This window comes from Trichocoleus sp. FACHB-6, from assembly GCF_014695815.1.
GTDB lineage: Bacteria > Cyanobacteriota > Cyanobacteriia > Cyanobacteriales > FACHB-T130 > Funiculus > Funiculus sociatus.
Map to the genome: position 1 here is coordinate 54,603 of NZ_JACJOY010000077.1, position 22,897 is coordinate 77,499.

The 22,897-nt window shown below is 46.3% G+C and carries 17 protein-coding genes and 1 tRNA gene; 10 read left to right on the plus strand and 8 right to left on the minus strand.

Annotated elements, in window-relative coordinates; genetic code table 11:
• The first annotated feature begins 12 nt into the window (after positions 1-12).
• The 3 genes from H6F66_RS14810 (at position 13) to H6F66_RS14820 (ending at position 2,021) form a co-directional block, all read left to right on the plus strand.
• Positions 13-84, plus strand: a tRNA-Gly gene (locus tag H6F66_RS14810).
• Positions 85-343: 259 nt separating this feature from the next.
• Positions 344-760 (plus strand): hypothetical protein, encoded by a 417-nt coding sequence (locus H6F66_RS14815; protein ID WP_190422557.1) that lies wholly within the window; start codon positions 344-346, stop codon positions 758-760.
• A 4-nt stretch (positions 761-764) separates the two neighbouring features.
• Entirely contained in the window at positions 765-2,021 is a 1,257-nt protein-coding gene (locus H6F66_RS14820) for a glutamate-5-semialdehyde dehydrogenase (RefSeq protein ID WP_190422559.1), read from the plus strand.
• A 39-nt stretch (positions 2,022-2,060) separates the two neighbouring features.
• Here the strand turns inward: H6F66_RS14820 and H6F66_RS14825 are convergent, their stop codons facing one another.
• The gene (locus H6F66_RS14825) at positions 2,061-2,906 is read right to left on the minus strand and encodes an acyl-CoA desaturase (protein WP_190422561.1); all 846 of its coding nucleotides are present in this window, start codon (positions 2,904-2,906) and stop codon (positions 2,061-2,063) included.
• Positions 2,907-3,084: 178 nt separating this feature from the next.
• Between H6F66_RS14825 and H6F66_RS14830 the strand changes: the two genes are divergently transcribed.
• Positions 3,085-4,314 (plus strand): methionine gamma-lyase family protein, encoded by a 1,230-nt coding sequence (locus H6F66_RS14830; protein WP_190422722.1) that lies wholly within the window; start codon positions 3,085-3,087, stop codon positions 4,312-4,314.
• A 61-nt stretch (positions 4,315-4,375) separates the two neighbouring features.
• On the opposite strand, the gene H6F66_RS14835 is transcribed toward H6F66_RS14830, so the two are convergent.
• Positions 4,376-5,572 carry a Coenzyme F420 hydrogenase/dehydrogenase, beta subunit C-terminal domain gene (locus H6F66_RS14835; protein ID WP_190422563.1) on the minus strand — a complete coding sequence of 399 codons (1,197 nt, stop codon included), beginning with the start codon at positions 5,570-5,572 and terminating at the stop codon, positions 4,376-4,378.
• 231 nt (positions 5,573-5,803) lie between these two features.
• Here H6F66_RS14835 and H6F66_RS14840 point away from each other — a divergent pair, with 231 nt between their 5' ends.
• The gene (locus H6F66_RS14840) at positions 5,804-6,559 is read left to right on the plus strand and encodes a PspA/IM30 family protein (protein ID WP_190422565.1); all 756 of its coding nucleotides are present in this window, start codon (positions 5,804-5,806) and stop codon (positions 6,557-6,559) included.
• Between the two features lie 158 nt (positions 6,560-6,717).
• Here the strand turns inward: H6F66_RS14840 and H6F66_RS14845 are convergent, their stop codons facing one another.
• Together H6F66_RS14845 and H6F66_RS27735 are read right to left on the minus strand one after the other, a co-directional pair.
• Entirely contained in the window at positions 6,718-7,824 is a 1,107-nt protein-coding gene (locus H6F66_RS14845) for a GerMN domain-containing protein (protein WP_190422567.1), read from the minus strand.
• Between the two features lie 366 nt (positions 7,825-8,190).
• Entirely contained in the window at positions 8,191-13,302 is a 5,112-nt protein-coding gene (locus tag H6F66_RS27735; RefSeq protein WP_199295246.1) for a CHAT domain-containing protein, read from the minus strand.
• A gap of 979 nt (positions 13,303-14,281) precedes the next feature.
• On the opposite strand from H6F66_RS27735, the gene H6F66_RS28400 reads away from it, so the two are divergent.
• The 3 genes from H6F66_RS28400 to H6F66_RS14870 all read left to right on the plus strand — a co-directional run bounded on the left by H6F66_RS28400 (position 14,282) and on the right by H6F66_RS14870 (position 17,955).
• Positions 14,282-15,802 (plus strand): 16S rRNA (cytosine(967)-C(5))-methyltransferase, encoded by a 1,521-nt coding sequence (locus tag H6F66_RS28400; RefSeq protein WP_242023770.1) that lies wholly within the window; start codon positions 14,282-14,284, stop codon positions 15,800-15,802.
• Between the two features lie 82 nt (positions 15,803-15,884).
• On the plus strand, positions 15,885-16,307 hold the full coding sequence (locus H6F66_RS14865; RefSeq protein ID WP_190422569.1) for a TerB family tellurite resistance protein: 423 nt from the start codon (positions 15,885-15,887) through the stop codon (positions 16,305-16,307).
• Between the two features lie 382 nt (positions 16,308-16,689).
• The gene (locus tag H6F66_RS14870) at positions 16,690-17,955 is read left to right on the plus strand and encodes an S-layer homology domain-containing protein (protein ID WP_190422571.1); all 1,266 of its coding nucleotides are present in this window, start codon (positions 16,690-16,692) and stop codon (positions 17,953-17,955) included.
• Between the two features lie 28 nt (positions 17,956-17,983).
• Here H6F66_RS14870 and H6F66_RS14875 read toward each other — a convergent pair whose 3' ends face one another.
• Positions 17,984-19,342, minus strand: a complete 1,359-nt coding sequence (locus H6F66_RS14875; RefSeq protein WP_190422573.1) for a GAF domain-containing sensor histidine kinase — start codon at positions 19,340-19,342, stop codon at positions 17,984-17,986.
• A 448-nt stretch (positions 19,343-19,790) separates the two neighbouring features.
• Here H6F66_RS14875 and H6F66_RS14880 point away from each other — a divergent pair, with 448 nt between their 5' ends.
• Entirely contained in the window at positions 19,791-20,111 is a 321-nt protein-coding gene (locus tag H6F66_RS14880) for a DUF3155 domain-containing protein (RefSeq protein WP_190422575.1), read from the plus strand.
• A gap of 192 nt (positions 20,112-20,303) precedes the next feature.
• Here H6F66_RS14880 and H6F66_RS14885 read toward each other — a convergent pair whose 3' ends face one another.
• The 3 genes from H6F66_RS14885 to H6F66_RS14895 form a co-directional block, all read right to left on the minus strand.
• The gene (locus tag H6F66_RS14885; RefSeq protein ID WP_190422577.1) at positions 20,304-20,840 is read right to left on the minus strand and encodes a cofactor assembly of complex C subunit B; all 537 of its coding nucleotides are present in this window, start codon (positions 20,838-20,840) and stop codon (positions 20,304-20,306) included.
• Between the two features lie 78 nt (positions 20,841-20,918).
• Positions 20,919-21,275, minus strand: coding sequence for a PadR family transcriptional regulator (locus H6F66_RS14890; RefSeq protein WP_190422728.1), 357 nt, complete (start codon positions 21,273-21,275; stop codon positions 20,919-20,921).
• 206 nt (positions 21,276-21,481) lie between these two features.
• Positions 21,482-21,976 carry a hypothetical protein gene (locus H6F66_RS14895; protein ID WP_190422579.1) on the minus strand — a complete coding sequence of 165 codons (495 nt, stop codon included), beginning with the start codon at positions 21,974-21,976 and terminating at the stop codon, positions 21,482-21,484.
• Between the two features lie 244 nt (positions 21,977-22,220).
• On the opposite strand from H6F66_RS14895, the gene H6F66_RS14900 reads away from it, so the two are divergent.
• Positions 22,221-22,814: a DUF3611 family protein gene (locus H6F66_RS14900; RefSeq protein ID WP_190422581.1), complete on the plus strand. Its 594-nt coding sequence runs from the start codon at positions 22,221-22,223 to the stop codon at positions 22,812-22,814.
• The last annotated feature ends 83 nt before the right edge of the window (positions 22,815-22,897 follow it).

A 22,897-nucleotide genomic window follows, 5' to 3' on the forward strand; every position in this document is an offset into this window, starting at 1 on the left:
GAGCAAATTTTTGCGGGTATAGCTCAGTGGTAGAGCGTCACCTTGCCAAGGTGAATGTCGCGCGTTCGAATCGCGTTACCCGCTTTTTATAGTTAAAATAATAGCGGAAGCTGTGACAGGTTAGAAGTAGAGCTGCAAATCTTAGTATTTACGAGCCGTGACCTGTTTATACCAAGGTTCTCAGTGTTAAAATTCGCCTAAGTAGTATGTGACTTAAAGCGAATTTAGTAGAACCTTCCTCCAAAGGCGGTTGTTAGGTGTCTACGGAATCAACCGCTTGGATGAACCTGCTGCACAAACATACTTTAGGTAAGTGTTAAAAATTTTTGTTTAATTAGCGCTTGTGCCATCTCAGAAAGATCAGAAAATAGACTTAAATATCGATTATCCGTGTCCGTGCCGAAGGCGGGGGCGGCTGGTACCCATTACACTAACAGAAGCATTTGGCTGCGATCGCTGTCAGCAAATCTTCGTAGTAGAAGAAAATGGGTATGTAATTGAGCAACTTTCTACAAGCTATCCTTACAAGCGAAGTTGGCGGTGGAGCGGTCATCGCTGGAGTACCGCCCATCCCAGCCTGGGGGACAGCTACATACCGATGTCTTTAGGCATCATTGTGGTGGTGCTGATCGCCGGGCTTTTCTTAGCTCAGATTTCACCACAAGCGCCACAAAGTATCATAATTGTTCTATTTGCAATGGTGAGCGTGCTGGCGCTACTGCTGCCGGCGCTGATGATCTGGCTGACTCACCGTCGTTAGCGCAATGACTAACATTTTTAGATTGGCACCTGATCCGATTACTGCCGTTCGCCGCGCTTATGAAGCTTCCCTGGAATTAGCAACCACCAGGGGGGTAGACCGCAGTCGTGCTGTGGGAGCAATGGCGAAGGCGCTCTCCAAATCCCTAGACGATATTCTGGAAGCGAACACGCTGGATCTGGAAGCTAGTCGGGAAATGGCGGTACCAGAAATGATTTTAGATTGGCTGAAGCTGACACCGGAACGGCTTACTAGCACTATCCAAATTTTGCAACAGTTAGGCGAGTTGTCCGACCCGATCCGGCGGGTGATGAATGCGACTTATCAGCTGGAACACTCCCAGACTTACTCTCAGCTGATGCCCTTGGGGGTGATAGCTTTAATTTACGAAGCGTTTCCGGCGCTGGGAGCGATCGCAGCCGGGATGTGTCTGAAAACTGGCAACAGCCTGATTCTTAGAGGCGGTAGCGAAGCCAGTCACTCAAACGCGGTCATTGTCGAGGTTTTACAGACTAGCTTAGAACAAGCTGGTTTGCCGCCGGGATGTCTGGAGTTACTACCTTCAGATCAAGGTGCTTCCATCCGAGATTTAGTGACTCAAGACCGATATTTGAATTTAGTCATTCCCTACGGTCGCCCCAGTTTAGTGCAGAAAGTGGTGCAAATGTCAACTGCACCAGTCTTAAAATCTGCTATGGGCAACTGCTACTTATATTGGTCGCCTAGTGGCAGCTTAGACACGATCCGAAACGTAATCATAGACAGTCATCAGAGTGAACCTGACCCGGTGAATGCGATTGAGAAAGTGCTGATTCATACCCATTGCAAGCCCTCATCTCTGACAACGCTTTGGAACAGCTTGAAGGAAAAAGGGTTTCAACTCAGGGGAGATGAGGAAATAGTAGCAAAGTTTCCCGATCTGAAACTAGCTCTAGAATCAGAATGGAGTGAAGCTTATCTCAACAAGACGGTGGCGTTCAAAGTAGTGGATAGTATCGAGAGCGCCATCATTTGGATTAATCAATACAGCAGTGGTCACGCTGACTGCTTGGTTTCCGAATCTTACCAGGAAAGCCGCCAATTTGCCTTGGGGGTAAATAGTGCCTCTGTGTACCTGAATTCTTCGCCAAGATTTTCCCGCAACCCGAAACGGGGAGACTCCCTGTTTCTGGGAATGTCCAACCAAAAAGGACACCGCCGAGGGCCAATTAGCTTGGAGACATTTACAACGGTTAAACACGTTGTGCAGGGACATAGTTAATGGCTAATGGATAATTATTCAACCATTAGCCATTAGCCATTATTGTTCTTTCCCGACGAGTTTTACCTTAGAGGCAAGACCTAAAGATTGCAGGAATTGAATAGTCATCCAAGTTAAGTCAATTTCCCACCATTTCATCCCGTGACGAGCAGAATATTGATAAGCGTGGTGGTTGTTGTGCCAGCCTTCGCCGTAGGTGAGTAATGCCACCCACCAACAATTAGTAGAGCGATCGCTAGAATCGTAAGTGCGATAACCAAACTTATGCGTTGCACTGTTGACAAACCAAGTGCAGTGAAACACTGCCACTAGGCGAACAAAAATGCCCCAAACCACAAACGGCCAGCCACCCAGTAAGTAGAGAACAACCCCCAAAGCAATTTGGATTGGGAAAAAATACTTTTGTAAAAACTGATAAACCGGGTCATCAGCAATATCTTTGGTAAAGCGAGGGATTTCCTTATCCGCTGGGACGTGATACAACCAGCAAGCCATGTGACTCCACCAAAAGCCCAAATTGGAATCATGGGGATCTTGTTCCTGATCCGAGTGCAGATGGTGCATCCGGTGCAAGCCCACCCAATCAATCACCCCTCCTTGGCAGGTTAGGGAACCGCAGAAAATGAGAAAATATTCCAGCCACTTAGGGACTTGAAAACTGCGGTGAGTCACAAGACGATGGAATCCGAGGGTAATTCCTAGTCCACCAGTCACCCAGTGAAGGAAGACCGCCACACCTACTGCTGCCCAGCTAAAATTACTTGGCAGTAAAGCAAAAAGCGCTGCTATGTGAATCACTGCCATAAAGATGATGACAGTCCACTTAGGGCGTAGGGGTAAGGCTTCCCTTACCTGTTCTTGGTCATTAGTTGTCGCAACAGTCATGCACTAACCTTAAAACGAATTTTACAGCCCCATCTGCTATCCAGATTTGGGATTTTGGTTTGATTTCCAGTAGAGGCAAGGCTAGAGCCTTGACCTTACGCCTGGAAAAGCAGATTTTGGTTTGGGGAAAACGCTCCAAAATCTAATATAAATAGAAAATCTCTTTTTCCAGGTGATGATGAACAGCTTTCAACAGCTACAGGAAGCAGAAAAGGCACTGCTTCCGATTTTTTCCGGAATCGACGCGACAGTCAAGCAAAATCTCAAAAAAGTGCTAGAAGCTTTTCGTCACCATCGGGTGGGAGCGCATCATTTCGCGGGTGTCAGCGGTTACGGACACGACGATCTAGGGCGGGAAACGCTTGATAAAGTGTTTGCCCTCGCCGTGGGAGCAGAAACAGCTGCGGTACGGGTGCAGTTTGTTTCTGGTACTCATGCGATCGCCTGCGCTTTGTTTGGCGTTCTCCGTCCGGGAGATGAAATGTTATCAGTTGCGGGTGCGCCGTATGACACATTAGAAGAAGTCATTGGAATAAGAGGCAAAAATCAAGGCTCTCTACTTGATTTTGGCGTAAATTACCGAGAATTGGCTCTTACTAGCGAAGGAAAAATAGACTGGCAAGCGTTAGCTCATGGCGTAAGCGATCGCACTCGTCTGGTTTCGATCCAGCGTTCGTGCGGTTATTCTTGGCGTTCCAGCCTCTCAATTGCCGAAATTGAAAAAATTGTCTATTTAGTCAAACAACAAAATCCCCACACCGTCTGCTTTGTTGACAACTGTTACGGAGAATTTATTGAAGATCGGGAACCAACCGCCGTTGGTGCTGACCTAATGGCAGGCTCTTTAATTAAAAATCCCGGTGGTACGATTGTCACAGCTGGCGGCTACGTTGCTGGACGAGCAGAATTAGTGGAAGCTGCCGCCTGTCGCTTAACAGCGCCCGGAATTGGCTCTGCTGGCGGTGCCACCTTCGATCAAAATCGCCTGCTATTCCAGGGATTGTTCCTCGCCCCGCAAATGGTAGGAGAAGCCATGAAAGGCAATCACCTCACAGCTTACGTGTTTGATAAACTAGGCTACCCAGTGAATCCTTTGCCAATGGCACCCCGCCGCGATGTGATTCAGGCAATCAAACTCGGTTCTCCAGAGAAGCTGATTGCCTTCTGTCGGGCGATTCAACAGCATTCACCCATAGGTTCCTATCTGGAACCAGTTCCAGACGAAATGCCTGGTTATGAGAGCCAGGTAGTCATGGCTGGGGGTACGTTTATCGAGGGCAGCACCTTAGAGTTTTCCGCAGATGGTCCGCTGCGGGAACCATATGTGGTGTTTTGTCAAGGGGGAACCCATTGGAGCCATGTAGCGATCGCTCTTGAATCCGCGATTGAAGCCATCGGCCCAGCTTAGAATAATTTCCTGCCAAGAGGCAAAGGCGCAAAGTTTTGCTTAGCGTCTTGGCGCGAAACCTTCAAGATTCCGGCAATTTATACTGCCCGACAATCCGCTTGGCATATTCTGGTACGTGCGCCTCTAACTTCTCCGGATGATTGCGCTTCACATACAAATAATTGCGGGTGAAGTGGGAATCAATCGAGAAACGGGCATACTCTAAACCTTTGGGGCCAATTTTTTCAATAACGACTCCCATCAGCTTTGCCGCCCACATCGGGAGAGTAACGCCTTTATCATAAGCAGGGATACTTTGTTGTACCGCTTCTTTGCGGTTTCCGTGGGACATCACTGGCTGCGTGTCTATCTGATCTTGCACCAAATCCAGCATTTCTTTGCCAGTATCATTCCGCACCACAATCCACTGCCAGCCAAAAGGTGCGCCCATGTACCCTACTACTAAATCTGCCAGAGAATTGACGTAATCAAAACAGCTCATGCAAGAAGGAGCAAATACATCCTTCAACTGGTTGGTCTTCAATCCAAAGAAAGGCACCATTTCCATAGAGCCATCTTCGTGCTTAAAGTGAACCCGGAAATCTTGCATAAACTCGTAATGCACGACTGTATCCGGGGAACGGCTGGTGGTTTCCAAGAATTTTTGCAAGCCAGCGCGGTTAACATTATCCACACAGGGCGTACCCAAAACGTAGAGCTTTTCTAGTCCCAGTTCCTTCTCTACGGCTCGTAATGCCTGGATTTGGCAACCAACGCCAATTACCAACAGCCGCTTCATCCCAGATTGTTCGATTTGCTCCAACACCGAAAGATTAGGCGACAGCGTTGGTTTATTCACCCGCGCGGCGAGAATCTCCTCTGGAGTGCGAGCAATTATCGGCATCGGCTGAAATCTGTCTTCCTTAGTATTCTGGACGCAGACGACACCTTCAACCATGCCGCGATTCAGCATTTCAATGGCAATGGTGCTGACAATTCCCGTCCACTGCGCCCCCTCAATTGGCTCAATTTTCCGCGCCGCCATCATCTCTTGACTAACCCCAAAGTACCAATCATCGGGATTATCTAGATTGCGGCTTCTTCCGTGGATTTGTTCTTCCAGTTCAGCTATCTGCTGATTAAGAAATGCACACGCTTCCTTGACATAGTGAATATAGTATGTGTCGCACAGCCCGCACTCGCTACAGAGTTCTTTAGCAGGGCGACGGCTAGAGGGTTTGAGGGCTTTGGCTTTATCGTGAGGGCGCACCGAAGTCATATTAAGGTCAGCTTATTAACTAAAAACATCTATCTGAGCAAGATAGCCCAAAGCTTACTTTTACACAAAAAGCCAGAGAGGTGATGAAGACTTCAGTAATTATTACGAAGCATTAATAATTTACTTAGTTTAATTTTGAGTAAGTTCTACTACCCAGATGTAACTGCGATAGATAGCTGAGCGGACACCAGAGCTTGTGAATTTTCATATTCCTTAAAAGGCAAGAAACTCATGGGATTATTCGAGCGCATTAGCCTAAATGCCAGAGCAAATCTGAATGAAGCGCTTAGGAAGGCTGAAGACCCAGAAAAAATTTTGGAGCAGTCCATCATTGATATGCAGGAAGAGCTAGTGCAGTTGCGTCAGGCAGTTGCCAGAGCCATTGCCGCTCAAGAACAGACTCAGCAACAGTACAACGAAGCCCAAAAATGGGCGGCTCGCATCCAGATGGTTTTTTATCGGCCACAAGGCGACGGAAATCTTGCTAAAGAAGCGCTAGTACGCGCGAAAGCAAACGCCGACACTCTGAAAACCACTTTGGATCAGCAGAAGGCTCAGGTAAAAACTCTCAATCGCAACTTAATTGCCCTGGAAAGTAAAATTTCTGAAGCCAAACAGCAACAGGATAGGCTCAAGGCACGGGTACAAGCTGCCAAAGCTCAGGAACAGCTTCAAAATGCTGTGGGACGTTTAAATACCAGTAACGCGATGAGCATCTTCGAGCGCATGGAAGAAAAAGGTTTGGAATTGGAAAGCCGTTCCCTGGTGACGGTAGAACTTACTGGCAATAATTTAGAAGAGCAATTTGCCAGGCTGGAATCTCGAAACGACGTTGATGATGAATTGGCGGCGATGAAGGCACAACTGACTGGTTCTTCCACAACCCAGGTACAACTACCGTCAGCTAACCCAACTACTACCTTTAAATCTAATTCAGCAATTGATAAGGAATTGGAAGACCTTAAAAAGCAACTTGATAACCTTTAAAAGGCAGACTGTCGCATAGGAAATAGACTCGTTTACCCTGCTTCATTATTGAGAGTAGATGGGGAAGGAAAAAACGCGATCGCTTTCCCACCTTCCACTAAAATGCCAAACCCAGCCAGTTAAACTAGCTGGGTTAGCAAATTTATACTAAAACCTTATCACCCAGGGCGAACATCAAGACAGCCTTCTGCATAATTCACTTCTGGAACTTTACCAGCAATCATGCGATTTACAGTCTCGCCATTCGGAGAGACAAAAACGAGACGGAAGTCTTTGTTAGCAAAGCTGCTTGGTTGAACGACCCAAGCTTTACCTTTTTCGCTGTTGGGAAGACGACTTACCTGAATTTGTCCGGGATAAGCAGACTTAATCGTGCTTTCTGTATCGTCAACTTTGATACCATGAACAGTGGTAATTTTATTGGTTTCAACTTCTACCGTAGCGATACGACCTTGAGTGACCATGAAAGTAACACCCTCAGGCCCATTTGCTGGCTTGTAGTAGTCACAGACGCGATTGGGATTTTGCCGGGATGGAACTATTTGAGTCCCAGCAACGCTTGATGCCTGAGCAACAGTCATGTTAATTTTAACTGACCCAAGTCCGTCAATCGATAATCCCGATTCGGTTGTCAGTTTTTCGGCTTTCTTGAAGCAAGTATTCTCGCCACTTTGATCGCTTAAGCAGTTGCCATTTCTATCCAGAATAATAACTGAGTTGATAGTTGGAAATTGCTTAAGGGTGTTATTAATAGAGCTTTTTTGACGAGCATCATCTCCAGTGCCTCCTGAAATTACCGATTTACAAAATTTCAGTTTAGCCGTTCCATTCGTGATAGAAAGTGTAAAATTTTTACCACAGTTGGAAGTGCCTTTGAATTCAATAGGATCACTCAAACCACGAGCTTTTTCCTGACTTGTCGGCCCTGCGATTAATTGCTCAATAGCAAACTGAGCAACGCTGGCACTTGAAGTTGTCCGGAAAACTGGCTCAACATAAGTGAAATCTTGACTGGTTCGGATGTTTTTAGGAAAAAAAACTTTAACCTTTTTGAGAGCTGCTGGAGCTTGGGCAGATACGGCTGGAGTTGCTTGTTTAGTTAGATTGGTTTGTTGCGAGATGGTTGCGTTAGTTAATGATTCAGCGGGTGATAGTCTTTGTGACGACATTGCATTTATTGTTTGGCTACCACAGCCACTAATTCCCACAAATGCCACGAAAAGACAAAAATTAAGTAAGGTTGGTTGGCGCATAAAGATTTTCATTCCGAAACTTGTGAAGCTTTACTTCTATACCTTAAAAAGCCTTCAGCATAAAAGTAAGCTAATTATGTGTCAATATTTAAAGTGACATTTGAAGTCCACTAAATGTTTCCGGCTCCAATAGCAGAAGCACTTTGTTTAGCAACAAACATTTTTATATAGTTGCGAGACTTTGGGATAGTTGCCAATCGGCTATTTTTTTAAGAGGTGTCGAGGACAATTTATGTAGTGGCATAAATTAATTTAAGGAAAAGTAGGGACACGGCATTGCCGTGTCCCTACCTGCGCCCTACAAGGAGGGCTGTTCTTGTTAGGACTGTATTGGACTCAACTGCAAGCCCCTATGTTCGAGCTGCTTGCAGATTAGTCTTACCAAGGATTGCCAATCATAGTAAATGCTGCCCAGTAATAGGGATGAGTAAAAGTTGTATTTCTTAAATTTGATAATTCAGCCGGGAGATCCACCCTCTGTTTAGAGCTATATAAATATCCTGACTGCAAGCGAATTTGCCCCTTAAGCATAGCGATTTGTGCCTGCCGCAAAGCCTCTGCCTTGATAGGTGACTTCTTCAACTGCTGATAAAACTCGGTCATCACTCCTAATGTCCCTTCGTCGCTGATGTACCAGAGACTTGCCAGCGCTGACTTAACGCCTGCTTGTACCGCCAATCCAGCAAACCCCAACTCAGCTTCTTCATCTCCCAATGCTGTGCGACAGGCACTTAGCACCAATAATTCTACGGGCGGGTTATTCCAGCCCAAAGTTCGCAGTTGGTCGAGGCGTAGTTGTTGATTCCACAACTGGATATAAGAATTACTGATGTCTCCGGGCTGAAATTCGGCATGAGTTGCCAGGTGGACAATACCAAAAGGCTGCTTGGAACGCTGGCTTTTGAGATTTTCCAGAGTGAAGCCATCGTTAAGAAATGACTTACCTTGCCACAATTGCGTAATCGTAGCTAACTCCACTGGTACCGCTGGTAAAGGCTTTTGATTAGAAAATTCTGAACTACCCATTGCTAGGAGTTTGGAGTTTTTGATGTTTGTGTAGCGGGTGTCAGTTAAGGTGAGACTGGGCATCAGGCTGAGGCTGTACTTTTCCACCAAAAATTGTTTGCCATCATGGAGAGCAGCTAGGGGCATGGAGCGCAAACCGGAATCTAAAATAAATACCAGATTCTGGATGTCTTCAGCTTGTAAATCAGCCTCTAGCGGTGCTATCAGCCACTGATAGAGTTGCTGGGAAGAGGTGAGGTAGCCCTGCTGGCTGGCAACGTTTTTGATTCTGTTACTAAATTGTTGCGCGACTTTGAGCGCTTGCGATCGCTTAACACCAGTCACCTTGCGAATGGTTTTCCCTTTAGCAGTCACCAGAACCAGTTCCAGTTCGTCTTCTGGACTTCTGAGTTCAGAGTTTGGATTTTCTATTAATTCCGAATCAACAGATACTTTGACAGCCGGAACAAAAAAGACGTAAATGATCGCTGGTTTAATGCCTGTTGCTGAATGGATTTTTCGCAGCTGGTTGCGAATATCTGACAGGGATGAGGGGCCGCGAGTGATAGCTGGTTGTTTAAGATGTTGCTGAAATTGCTGGGTGAAGTTCTGTTCTAACTCCCCAATCAGAAAGTCAATCGAATCTGAGTCCAGATCGCTACTGGGCGAAATTTGTAACGACTCAAGCTGTGAATAAATTAAAGCTGTTTGGCTTGGGAACGAGACATCCGGGGGTGACACTACAGGTGGCATAGCAACCGGAGGAGGTAGCACTACAGGTGGTATAGCAACCGGAGGAGGTAGCACTACAGGTGGTATAGCAACCGGAGGGGGTAGCACTACAGGCGGCATTACCACCGGAGGGGGTGGCAATACAGGCGGCATCATCGGGGGACGGGATACCGGCGGACGGAAATCGGTAATGATTTTAATATTGCCTAAAGTGTAGCTGCCGGGAAACGATTGGTTTGGCGCGATCGCATAACTTCCACTCGTCAGAGAACCGCTTGTCCCGTTGTTGGTTGCATCACCCACATTAAAGGGAGTGTTTAGTAAACCACCGCCGTGCCGAATTGTAATGTCTCCTACCCCTAAACCCCCGGCTGTGGAAATGCTTGCTATTTCCTGATTTTGGTCGGTGAAGGTGCCTGTAACCAGAAAAAATCTCTCTGTGGTAATGTCTACATTGCCGCCAGTGCCATTGGTGCCACCTTGGGCGTTAATGGAGACGACTTGGATATCGCCAGTTGGATCTAGAGTGACGTTACCGCCATCTCCTAAACTAGAGCTATCGATCGCACCAGTGGTAATTGTGTTACTAGCAATAATATTGATGTCTCCACCCTGAGTCACTCCTGAAGAATTCAGGTTTCTGGTACTAACAGATCCTTGATTGCTCGTAAGGTTAATTCCCCCATTGGCGGTTATGTTGTTTGTGGTGATGTTCTGGTTTGCCAGTAAAGTAATTGAGGCATCGCCTAACCCCGTAATCGTTCCAGTTGCGGTGATGGAACCCGACAAAAGTGGTGATCGCATTATCACTGGATCGTTGAAGGTGATGTCACCCGATAATGCGATCGCTCCCGATCCGTCAGCTTGTCCAATAGTTATTGAGTTGAAGCCATCTGCAAATGATGTCCCTGTCGCTGCGATCGTTAAATTTTGACTGGGTGTTAAAGGTTGCAATCCCAAATTCCTGCCGCTACCGCTGACTGCGTTCCCCAAATTAATCTCAGCAGCTGTCAGTGTCGCGTCAGATAGCAACTCTAATGCGTCCAGAAAATTTATCTGACTTGCGTTGACATTTCCATTAATCTGTGTATTTCCCAGAGCGTCAGTGCTGAGGATATTTAGGGGATTTTTACTCCCTACGGCACCGAGAAAGGTCGTTGTGCCTGTGCTATTCAATGTTAAGCGTTGATTTCCATCAACACTGCCGTTGAAAGTGATATTTCCACCGCCAGAATCGAGGGTGACATCAGTACCAAGCTGGATATTATTGCCCAGAGTAATGTCACTACCGCTTGTAGCGATGCCAGCATTTAAGGTTGTAGTGGCACTGTTGAGGGTAATTGAGGCGTTCCCTGCTCCAGTAATTATGCCATTAACAGCGATCGCGCCGTTGGGAGACTGAATCTTCACCGGATCGCTGAAGATGATGTTATTGGGGATGGTAATCGTCCCGCTACCGTCAATTCTGCCGATGGTAAGCGAAGCAAAGCCATCTTGCAATAAACCCAACTCAGTTGCAGTCAGATCCAAAGCAGTTGTAGTGTTGTCAATTCCACCGATAGCGATCGCACCGTCTGGCGTAAACGGTTGAATAGTAATATCCCCAGTCCCGCTAATCGGTCTATCTCTCGTAAAATCAATTTCATTGCTAGTTAGGCTGATATTCCTCCCCTTCAAAGTGCCAGTTTGATCGGAACCAGTCACATTGGAACCGCCTAAAATAATGCCATTAGCTGCCGTGAGACTAATATCACCACTACTGCCAGCAGCGCAAAAAACACCCGAACTTGAAATACAAGATGCCACGCTGCCTTCGGCATTTCTCGCAGCAGTATTAATCGTGCCACCAGTGCTGGTAATGGTGATATTTCCACCATTTAAACCACCTCTCGTCTGAATGTCGTCGCTTTCAATGTTGCTGCCAGCAGTGATAGAAATATTGCCACCGATCCCATTTTCACCTCTAGAGAGAACATCTAGAAATGAAATACTGCCAGCAGCATTGAAAGTTATATTGCCGCCATTTCCATTACTACTTACTGACACATTACTATCATTAATAGTAATGTCTCCCCCTGCATCTAAATTAATATTGCCGCCATTACCTGAACCTGTTAAACCATTCCAACTAGCACTAATTCTGAAAATATTAATATTGCCCTTAGCCTGCACAATTACAGGGCCAGCATTTACACCATTAATGTTAGTTCCCGTGTTGATTCTGCCTACCTGAATACTGCCTGCTGGCAACAAGCCGATAGCGGGGGATGAGAAAGGTGCAGAAATATTAACAGGATTGGCTAATTCGTCCACGCCCGCCCGCAAAATCAATGCGCCATTTGTAGTCGGATCGGTTAAAAGGGCAATATCTGGGTCTGAACCCGGAAGTATATTAGTGTCTGGCCCTGTAATTGTAATATTGCCACCTTGGATGCTACCTTTAGCCTCAATCTTGAGAGCGACACCACTATAATTTCCGAAAGAAACATTACCATTAGAGCTGATAATTGGGTCATAGAGACTAACAAAGTCTCCTGGTTGACCTGACAATTTCAGCATCGACAAACTACCGCCACTGGCAAAGTGAGTATCCCCAGAGATATTGCCATCGCTAACCAGATTCAGGTCGCCGCCGCTAACAAAAGGTGTCTGTGAAAGATGATTTAGGGCTAGGATATCAATGTTCTGATTGCCCTGGATGAAGAGATTGCCTCCAGCATGGGCGATAAAGGGATTCGCCACACTATCTCGCACCCGCACCGTATTTTGAGCTAACAACTGTAAGTTGCCAGTTGTCAACAGCTGGCTTTCCACCAGAGTCAGGTTGTTAGCTGCTGATAGTGTAGCTGTTTGAGTAGCGATCGCTCCCTTGATTGCCACATCTCCATTTTCCACCAACAATCCAGAGCCTGTCAGTCGCACTTGACCATTGTTGTCCAGTGTCAACCCCGTGGCATTCCCCACACCAGAACCCGTAAGCAGTTGGGGCAAAGATAAGGCATTAGGATTTCCAGTCTCCAGTCCCCAGTCCCCAGCCCCCACCTCCAAATTCAGCAGATTTCCCGCCAAAGAGATACGAACCAAGCTTTCACCAGGTACAGCGGCAACGACAATTTTACCTCCTGGTGCTTGCAACTCTCCTGTACTAACCACAGTACCGCCCAGCAACGTGAGATTTTGATTGGTGCCTACAGACAGCTGACCTTCGTTGATAATAGTTCCAGGCTGGGAGGTGTTGAAGACAAAAGCATTAGGATTGCCTACCAAAGCAGCATAATCATTGCCGCCCATTGTATTAAACCAACCGGAATTAAAGCCGATACCAGTAGCGGTGGTGGCAGTAAAAGAGGCAGGCACATTAAGAATAGCGTTTGCACCAAAAACGATGCCAGCTGGGTTGAGCAAGAATAAGTTGGAGTTGCCGCCTGTAACCTGGATAATACCGTTAATAACCGAGGCTTCTCCACCTCCTACCCTCCCAAAAATGTTCTGGATGGATGGGTTGGAGAGAAAGTTGACAATCTGGTTTTGGTCGATGCCAAACTTGGTGAAGCTGTGAAACAGATTCGCTTTGTCGCCCGATAGCTGACCGCCAGTGATATTGTATACAGAAGTTCCGGAAGGACTGACAATCGTCCCTGTGCCGTCAGATGCTGGAACTATGGTTTGTGCCAGCACGTATTTGCCGCCTGTTGCTGCTGCGACTAAAAATATACCTAAAATTTGGCTAGTTCTTCTGAATCCTAATTTCACAAGCTCTTTTATGTTTTGCTGAATCTCCTAGAACTCGACTTGGTGCAAGTCCGGTTCTAGTGTGGTGAACCTGACTGCTGCCTGCCTGAGTGGATCTAAACTAACTCCAGATACTTGTAGGCAGCAGCCTGCAAACGTTGGATAAATGTCTTTTTTGCCTTCCTCCTTACACTTCTTTTCCCCTAACTCTGAGCCTGTTTAAACTCTTTTAAGTAAGACTCAGGTTTACGGTTGCACTGTTATATTAATTTACGCACTCAAGGCTATTTTGGGTTGGGTAGACTTGACCCACATGATGTTAAGTGAGTAAAAATTACTGATGGCTCAATCTACAAACCTTGCCGATCAGTAGATTATCATCATCTTTAAATTAGTGTCTCTGTCTTGGGCAGAGGATTTAGCTTCTGGCGGTAGAGTGGGTATTGCTTTACAAATGTAGTGACTGGTGGGGAAAGCCCGCTCTACTACGCCTGTTTATTTACGCTCACCTACTTAGCACAGTGCGATCGCGTACCATCCTCAGAATTTTCTAAATGGCATCTGGGGTATCTGCTGATTTCCCAAGGCAAAAAATTCCTTCCGCTCTGATCGAGAGGATGTTTAGCTTTTTCTAAGTTAACACTACAGTCATAAACAATTTATAAAGTTAACAATAAGTAAGTTACTTTCAACATATTAAAAGTTTCTTTTGTATTAAATAAAAAGATAACGCGAACGGAAAATTAATTTAGTCTGGACTTACCGTGGGGCAAAATTCTGGGGATAGGTAGGGGGAAATTTTAAAATCTATTATCCACCCATTGATATGCCAACGTATTAATCCAATAGCCACTAACTTTTACATAAATTAAGCAAGAAAGCTCAATCAGGGATATGGGAGGAGCAAAGAATCTGGCTGATGAGTGTTGTCAGCATCAAGAAAGTTCTCCCAAACTATGGAAGTATTAGAATGCGATCGCTAAACGTCGGTAAAAACTGAATGGAGCAAAATCCTCGCCAAATAGCATTTATCGCCCTGAGAGACGTTCACCGAGGGGCTTTCGCTGATGTGGCACTTGACCGAGTGCTGCGAAAAGCCGATCTGAGCGCTCCCGATCGACGGTTGGTGACAGAATTAGTTTATGGGAGTGTGAGAAGAGTGCGATCGCTTGACTTTCTCATCGACCGATTAGGCAAAAAAAAATCTCACCAACAACCTCCAGACCTTCGCAGCATCTTACATCTAGGCTTGTACCAACTGGCTTATCTGAGCCAGATTCCCGCTTGGGCTGCTGTCAATACCACTGTAGAACTAGCTAAAGAAAACGGATTTTCTGGACTTTCCCGTTTTGTTAATGGTTTATTGCGACAGTATATCCGTCTTGTAGAGACAAATGCGATCGCGTCTTTGGAACTGCCAGAAAACCCAATTCAACACTTAGGAATTTTACATAGCTATCCTGACTGGATTATTGAAGCTTGGTTAAACGAGTTGGGAAAGACAGAGACTGAACAACTCTGCCAATGGCTGAACCAACCCCCAACAATTGACCTCCGGATAAATACCCTTTGCACCTCAATAGAGGAAGTAGAAGCAGCAATGCAAGCTGCTAGCGTTGGTGTTACTCGCGTTCCCTATCTACCGCAAGCTTTAAGATTGACTAACACAAAGGCTGAGGAAAGGGGGGACGCAGGGACACCGGGACTGGGGACTGGGGGCTGGGGACTGGGTGAAGAATCTTCAAGGGTTCCCAATCCCCAATCCCCAATCCCCAATCCCCAATCCCCAATTCCCAATCCCCAATCCCGAATCCCCAATTCCCAATCCCCAATCCCCAATCCAAAATCGAAAATCGAAAAGTTGCCCGGTTTCAGTGAGGGTTGGTGGACGGTGCAAGATAGTAGCGCCCAACTGGTAAGTTATCTATTAGATCCTCAACCTGGTGAAGTAGTAATTGATGCCTGCGCTGCACCGGGAGGAAAAACTACTCATATTGCAGAATTAATGGGAGACAATGGGGCAGTGTGGGCGTGCGACAAGACTGCTTCCCGCCTCCGAAAACTCAAAGAAAACGCCGAACGGCTAGGCTTGCAGTCGATTCAAATTCAGCTTGGCGACAGCCGCAGCTTAACTCAGTTTATCAACACAGGCGATCGCGTCTTATTAGATGCTCCCTGCTCAGGACTCGGTACGCTGCACCGCCACGCCGATGCACGTTGGCGGCAAACTCCAGACACAGTTCGGGAACTTTCGCAGCTTCAAGGGGAACTCTTAGATCAAGTAGCTACTTGGGTAAAACCTGGTGGAATTTTAGTTTATGCAACCTGCACACTGCATCCGTTGGAAAATGAAGGTGTGATTCACTCCTTTTTAGAACGCCACCAAGAATGGCAGATTTCGCCACCCAACCCCAATTCCCCTTTCTCAGCTTTTAGTACCCCCGCCGGGTGGATCAAAGTCTGGCCTCACCGACATCAAATGGATGGATTCTTTATGGTTCGGCTACAACAGAAACATTAATAAGCCTATATGGTAGTTGTGGTTGCGATATTCTGTTGATGCTTGATGAATTAATCTGTTAGGGGAAAGTAGAGAAAAGCCTATGGTCGCCAATTCCAGTATTAAACAGCTTGTCAAGATTCTCATCGGTGCGGCTTGGATTGATGGCAGAATACAGCCAGAAGAACGGCAATATCTCCAGCGAGTAGCCAAGGAAAAAGGCATTGCTGACGATCCAGAGCTTCAGCCGTTATTGTACGAACTCGTATCTGTAAGCCCCAGCGAGGTCTACAATTGGGTTCAGGATTATTTAGGCGATCGCCCTAACATGGAAGATTACCAGCGCCTTATCGAAGCCATCAGCGCCTTAATTTACAGCGATGGCGAGGTGGCAATTGAGGAAGCTAAACTCCTGACTCGATTACAGCTTCTAGATCCCAACAGCGAAGCGCAGAAGTCTACTCCTAGCCCTGTCCTGAAAGCGATTCAAAAACTCTACCGCCGATGGGCTGACCTTCAGGGATAGTAAACCTCTCTTCAAGTTGAATTTCTTCATCCGAATTTTGTCAGTGAAGGCACACCTATCCTTAGGTGTGCCTTTCTTTTCATACTCTTCCAGTCCGCAGGGGGAGGAGCGAGAAAACGAAGGCAAAAGCCTCCTCAGGGAACAATACTATATTACTCAACCAGAAAACGAAGATTAAGAGTTTTTCTACAACAAGCAACTATTTTACCACCCATGCGTCTTTAAGTCTTAGGGAAAGTACAACTTTCCGCTGAACCTGTATTTATTTCCCTATTTTGTCAAAAACTAAAAAAAAATGATTTGACATCAAATTTTTAGGAACCTATTAGAGAATTACAGGTCAAAGTAAACAAAGGGACGAGAAAAACGGAGAACGCTCACAATGTCTAACTTCAAGCGCATACAATCAGGAACAGCTTTATTAATGTTATTGGGAATGACATCAGGCACGGTGGCACCAATGGTGCAAACGATGATGACACCTGCACCTGCTGTTGCTCAAACTACTGTCAGTTTTAGCGATGTATCTTCAAACTACTGGGCAAGAGATTTTATTGTAGAACTGGCAAGAAGAGATGTTATCGCAGGATTTCCTGATGGTACATTCCGCCCCAACGATCCAGTAACTCGCGCTCAGTTTGCGGCTATGGTTCGTAAAGCTTTTGATAAAGCTAACATCCGCAACCCTGTCAATTTTAGCGATGTTGCATCAAACTACTGGGCTTACAACGCGATTCGGGAAGCTTACGCAATGGGATTTTTATCGGGTTATCCCGGTAATGTCTTCCGCCCCGGACAGAATATTCCTCGCGAACAAGTTCTGGTTTCTTTGGCAAATGGTTTGAACTACAGCACCAGTAATGTAGCCAGCAGTTTGCAACTTTATAACGATGCTTCTTCTATCTCTAGCTACGCTCGCAACAGCATTGCTGCTGCTACAGAAAAGAGCATCGTGGTGAACTATCCTACTGTTAGCGCGCTGAATCCAACTCGGAATGCTACTCGTGCTGAGGTGGCAGCTTTCATCTACCAAGCTTTGGTTAGCGCTGGGCAAGTGGCAGCAATTAATTCGCCCTATATTGTGGCGCTTAATGGCACACCAGACACACCTCCAGTAAACACAACTTTAGCTATTCCGTCTGGAACCACCATTCCCGTTAGGTACGATAAAGAAAAAATTCTGGTCACGCCTGACGAAAGGGCACCCCTGACGTTGACGGTGGCAGCTAATATTACTACCGCCGAAGGGACTGTGCTAATTCCTGCTGGTAGTCAGATTGTGGGTGAATTGCAACCTGCACCTAATAGAGGAGGCACCCGGTTTGTTGCCCAGCAGCTGATTCTGCCGAATAATCAAAGGCTACCGATAAATGCCATTTCTCAGGCAATTACCAAAACCGAAGATGTTACTAAGGGTGCCAGCCTGAGTAATATTATCAAGGATGCTGCTTTGGGCGCGGCGGCGGCGGCGGCGGTTTCGGCAGTAACTGGTGACAAAGCGATCGCTACCGAAGAAGTTTTGGGCGGTGTTGGTATCGGCGGTTTAATCGGTCTGTTCCTCGGTCGGGACAAAGTTAGCTTGATTGCAATTGACCCGGATACTGATCTGAATCTGAGATTGCGCGAGGATTTGGTGATTAGACAGTAATGAATGGCTAATGGGCAGAACTTAGCAATTAGTCATTCGCAATTAGCAACCAAACAATAAATGTTGTTCCCGGTCTTGAGGTATGGGGGGAACTATCAGTAACCCAGCTTAATATAGCTGGGCTTTTTATTTCTATGTCACCGTGCATTTGTTTGACTAAATCTCGCGCGATCGCTAACCCTAATCCACTCCCAGGTATGTCGCTTTCTGCCTGAACTCCGCGATAATGTCGCTCAAACAGATGCTCTCTATCTTGGGTTGGAATGCCGGGGCCGGTGTCGCTAATGGCGATCGCTTGAAAATTTCCTTGCGGCGAGGAACGCTCCTCTCCTGCCTGAATATAAACCTGTCCTCCGGCTGGAGTATACTTCAAGGCATTGTCGATCAGATTGCTCAACACTTCCCGCAACGCTTTGGCATCAGCTTGCACTGGCGGCAAGTTTGGGGAAATTTTGGAAAGTAAAGTCAGATTTCTCTCAGAGGCGATCGCTTTTGCGTTAACTAAAAGCGGTGACAAAACTTCCGCTACCGAGCAAGATTCCAACGTCAGCGCTGAATCGGGAAGTAGGGAGTGGGATGCAGGTAATGGGCAAGAAGGCGCAATTGGCACCGACGCTAACGGCAGTGTATAACTTGGTTCTAGCTCTTCTTGATTCATAGCAACTGCTCGATCGAACTGCAAGAGCAATTCTTGCAAGCGATCGCTTTCACGCACGATGCTGTTAGCAACTTCCCGGTTAGCATCTCCCGGTCGCAGTCTTCTGACGAGCAATTTGCCAAACGTCCGCAAAGCTGTTAAGGGATTGCGAAATTGGTGTACAAGATCGTCTAAAAGGTCGCGCTGTTGCTCCCCAAGACGCTGTTGCTTACTTAACTGCTGCTCGAACCATTCAGAGCGTTGATCTAGAAAACAAGCGATCGCCAGCGTCCCAGCAATGCGTTCAATTGCCGCTCGTTCTCCTTCGTTCCAAGGTCTGTCTTCCCGCGCTGTTAGTAAAAACCCCATCACCACACCCTCATGAATCAGGGGTAGTACGATTTGACGAGAGGAACCGCTTATAGCATGATCGGTATCGGGCGACCGCACTATACCCTCATCCGCGCCCTTCTGGGGCGTATGAGCCGACTCTTGGGCAATCATCAGCCGGGAAGCTTCTCGTAACCGAGGAATAGATTCCATCGACCCCTTAGAAGGTGCGACCAAAGCCCGCTCCGTTTCCCACGACCTCGCTGTCGGCGGGTAAGCCACAATTGGTCTTAGCTTAGCTGGGACACCATCTACCAGTTCTTCGGTCAAATACACGACGCTCAAGGCAGCACCCAGCCCTTGAGTTAACAGTGCCACCTGCGATTGGCACAGAGCAACGAATTCTGAACTGGTAGGCATAAACACATTCGCCTTTGTTTCGATGTTTAACGGCTTCACCGAGTAGAATTATCCCGATCTCGCTTTCTTTCTATGATGTCGCGCCTGGGTGCAACTGGTGCAAGAGCCAAAAGGCGTGCAAATTTGTCAATTTTTTTTAACCTTTGTTAATAAATTTATATTTTTTCCGGTATTATCTCAGTTTGACAGATGTTTTCGACTACCTAAATTTTCCCATAAACAAGGTAATTAAGCGAATTTTAGGGTTAAGCTAAAGTTTAAGGGGCGCAAGGTAGCTTATAGAGCCTCTATTCCCCAGTTGCTTTTGTTTTATTTGAATCTCTAAACTTCTGCTTGATTTGTATCAGTCTATGAAAAGCAGTTGATATTTTGAACTCAAACCGATATACTTGCGACGGTTTTTGTATCTATCATTACAACTGTCAAATATAAATAGGAGGTAATGACGTTGGCTAGAAGACGTAAGCGTAAAAGTCGCCGTCGGCAGGAAGGACGGAGAATTCTAGAACACGTGCCTCAGTTTAGTATCGAAAGCGGCGAAGATAAACCGGTCACGGCTGCGAGAAGGTTTATTCAAACCGAGGGAATACTTCCACCTGCTTTGCTACTCGTAAAGCGGAACGAACACACCACAGATCGGTACTTCTGGGCAGAAAAAGGATTGTTTGGCGCTCAATATGTGGAAGAAAACCATTTTCTGTTCCCCAGTCTCAGGATAATGGACAATAGCGCCCAAACGCCTACAGTTGCGGCTGTTCGTAGCAACTGAGACGTGGAAAGGCTGAGGGATGAAGTAAAAAAGCAAAAAGCAAAAGGCTCTCATACAAAAAAGAATTCTTCACTTTTTCCGATCTGGTCTCTAAGATTCGGAGAAGCAAAGCTACATCCTTTATTTGGGGCGCTTTTTTCCTTTTACTCTTTTTGCTCATCCTTCCCCTTTCCAACCCTTGGTTAATATAGATTATTCAATCACAGGCTTTAATTGCAGCGCCTCTTGCAAAGCCGCCAGTTCATCACGATGGGCAGTGACAGTAATTAGGCTTTTGGTTCCAGTGGCTTCACTTGCTAAGGCTTCCAGCTTGAGAGATACCTGCTCCTTGCGACCAGCTTTTTTCCAGTAAAATACTCCAGCTGCTGGCGATAGGAGAACTAAACCAAGAAAAACTTTAGCCAGATTGGGAAAAAGCATCGCTAAAACAAGTGCTAAACACAGGAAGCCACAAAAGGCTAGCAGGCTCAGGAAAATAGCCAAAAACCAGCTAGGGCGGACAAATCCCTGAAATGTAACTTGATTTTGCGCCGCATCCACGGCAGCAACCTGATAGGCCCGATTGTCAAAATACTGCTGCAATTGAGCTAGAAGGGATTCTTCGGATTGCTCTGTAATGAGTTGTACTTGTTGGGTTCGGTCTTTTGCGGAGGCTCGAATAAAGAAAAATAGACCAACTGCCAACAACAGTGTTAACAAAAACGTTGAGGATAAAACAGTCGTATTCACGGATTTCTAGCTTTCAGCCAATGAGAAATAGGCAATAGCCTATAGCGTATCGCCTATCGCCAATATTTGGCACTTTCTTCAGATTGCTTGTTTATCCCCCCTCATCGTATAGTCGTCCCAAAGACGGGCAAGGTCTAGAGCTTGATCCCGGCACTCTGGGCGAATTTGATACATCCGGCGCGGTCTTCCTCGCCCTTCCACTTTTTTCCAATAACCAGTGATGGCAGCTTGGTCTTCTAGGAATTTTAGGGCGCTGTAAAGGACGGTATCAGAGAGTCGATAGGTTGGATATTCACTCTCAAGTCGTCCGATGAGTTCTGTCCCGTAAGATTCCCCACCCAACAAGACCCAAAGGACATAACACACCGCTAGTTCCTTGTTGAGATAAGTGGGAGGAGGGTCTTGAAAAAACTGATATATATCCTCAAATTTCATGTGCATAACTCATTAAGCTCCCCAGCCAAACAATTTGGAATGGGATATGTTTCCCCAAACTAACGATGCTTTTATCAACCCGGAAAATTCACCCGTCAATCAGCGCGTTTCTCACCCTTGCACCCTTGTATGCACCCTTATAGACGTAGATAGTTCGTTGCTTTAGTGCTTTTATCTCACAAAAAGACTGAACGATACCATTAATTTTAGACACTCAGTTCTGGGTTGACCTGCCAGAGTTCATGGGTGATTTTACCATTCTTATCGAATTGGACTTTGTAGGAAATTGACAGCACTACAGGAGTTCCGTGGTTAGACTTGGCAGCGATCGCGATCTGGGCTTCGATTACGCGATTGGTTTGTTTGCCAAATGCCAGCTCGTCGCCAGAAAGATGTTTTTTGACAACCTGGAAGTCTTGAATGTGGTACTTTGAAAAAAATTCCTCCCAGGCTGGGTAGATTGACTGACCCTGATAAACTTCATCCAGCGCGCCATAGGATCGGATTAGAATGGCATTGTCACTGTATTGAGTGACTGTAAGCTCTGGATCTTCAGTGGCGATCGCGCGAAAGTGCTTCTGAACCACAGAAAGCGGTTTTGGAGTAAAGGCACCTTGGTAGACCACCAAACTGCACACCAAAGCAATGGCGTAAGTGGCGGAAACTAAATGCTGCCTAAGAGTCGGTTGCAGAAACTTCATAATGCTGCTTCCAATTCGATTGGGCTGCTCTTGAAAAAGGCAGGCGTTTAATCACAAAGTGATTCGGGTGCCTGCTCTTGACAGAGTGACGGCGAGGTTCACTTAAAAGTTCTCCAGAGTTTAAACATCTTTGTATTTTGTTGACCAGAGAGATTACTCTAAAACCAAAGAGCGATCGCTACTTGTTCAACACAACACCTTTTGTTTAGAGACATCCGGAATCAAGCCGCCTTAAAATCAAGCCATGCAAGAAAAGTTTGACTCTCCTCCCGTTCCTTCAGCTATACAACGGATTGCCAGTGCTTTCCGCATAACAGGCTGGATAGGCTTTTGGGTTCAGTTAGTGCTATCTGTTGTCTCCACCCTGATTTTTTTGTTTGCTATCCCATCTGCCGGACCCCGTGCTGGCGGGGGTGGTGCCAGTAATCCGGGGACTGGGGGCAGTATATTTTTTGCTGTTTGCGGCCTTTTAGTGCTTTATTTCAGCATTTATCAGGCTTTTCGATACACCCGTTTAGGCTTACATTTAAAAGATTCTAATCCTAACCTGCGCCCTAAGAAGGCAGATGCGATTAAAGTTTTAAGATTTGGATTAACCGTGAGTTTGGTAGGGCTACTGCTGGCGGTTGTAGGGGCAGAAGCGATTACTGGCACTCTATTGGCAAAGTCTCTTTCTCAGGCTCAGGGTGGTGTGGCAATCTACGATCCTCAATTTATTAATCGGCTCATTCAACCATTGGATATCTTTGTAGTGCTGGCAAATACCCATACGATTACCGCCCACGTTGCCGGAGTTATTGTTTCTTTATGGTTGCTCAGTCGCGTTAATAAACAGTAACAGAGGGCTAGAAAGGAGGGGATTCACGACGGGCTAGGGAACAGAAGAATCGCTAGTATTTTCCTCAATTCATAATCCCCTTC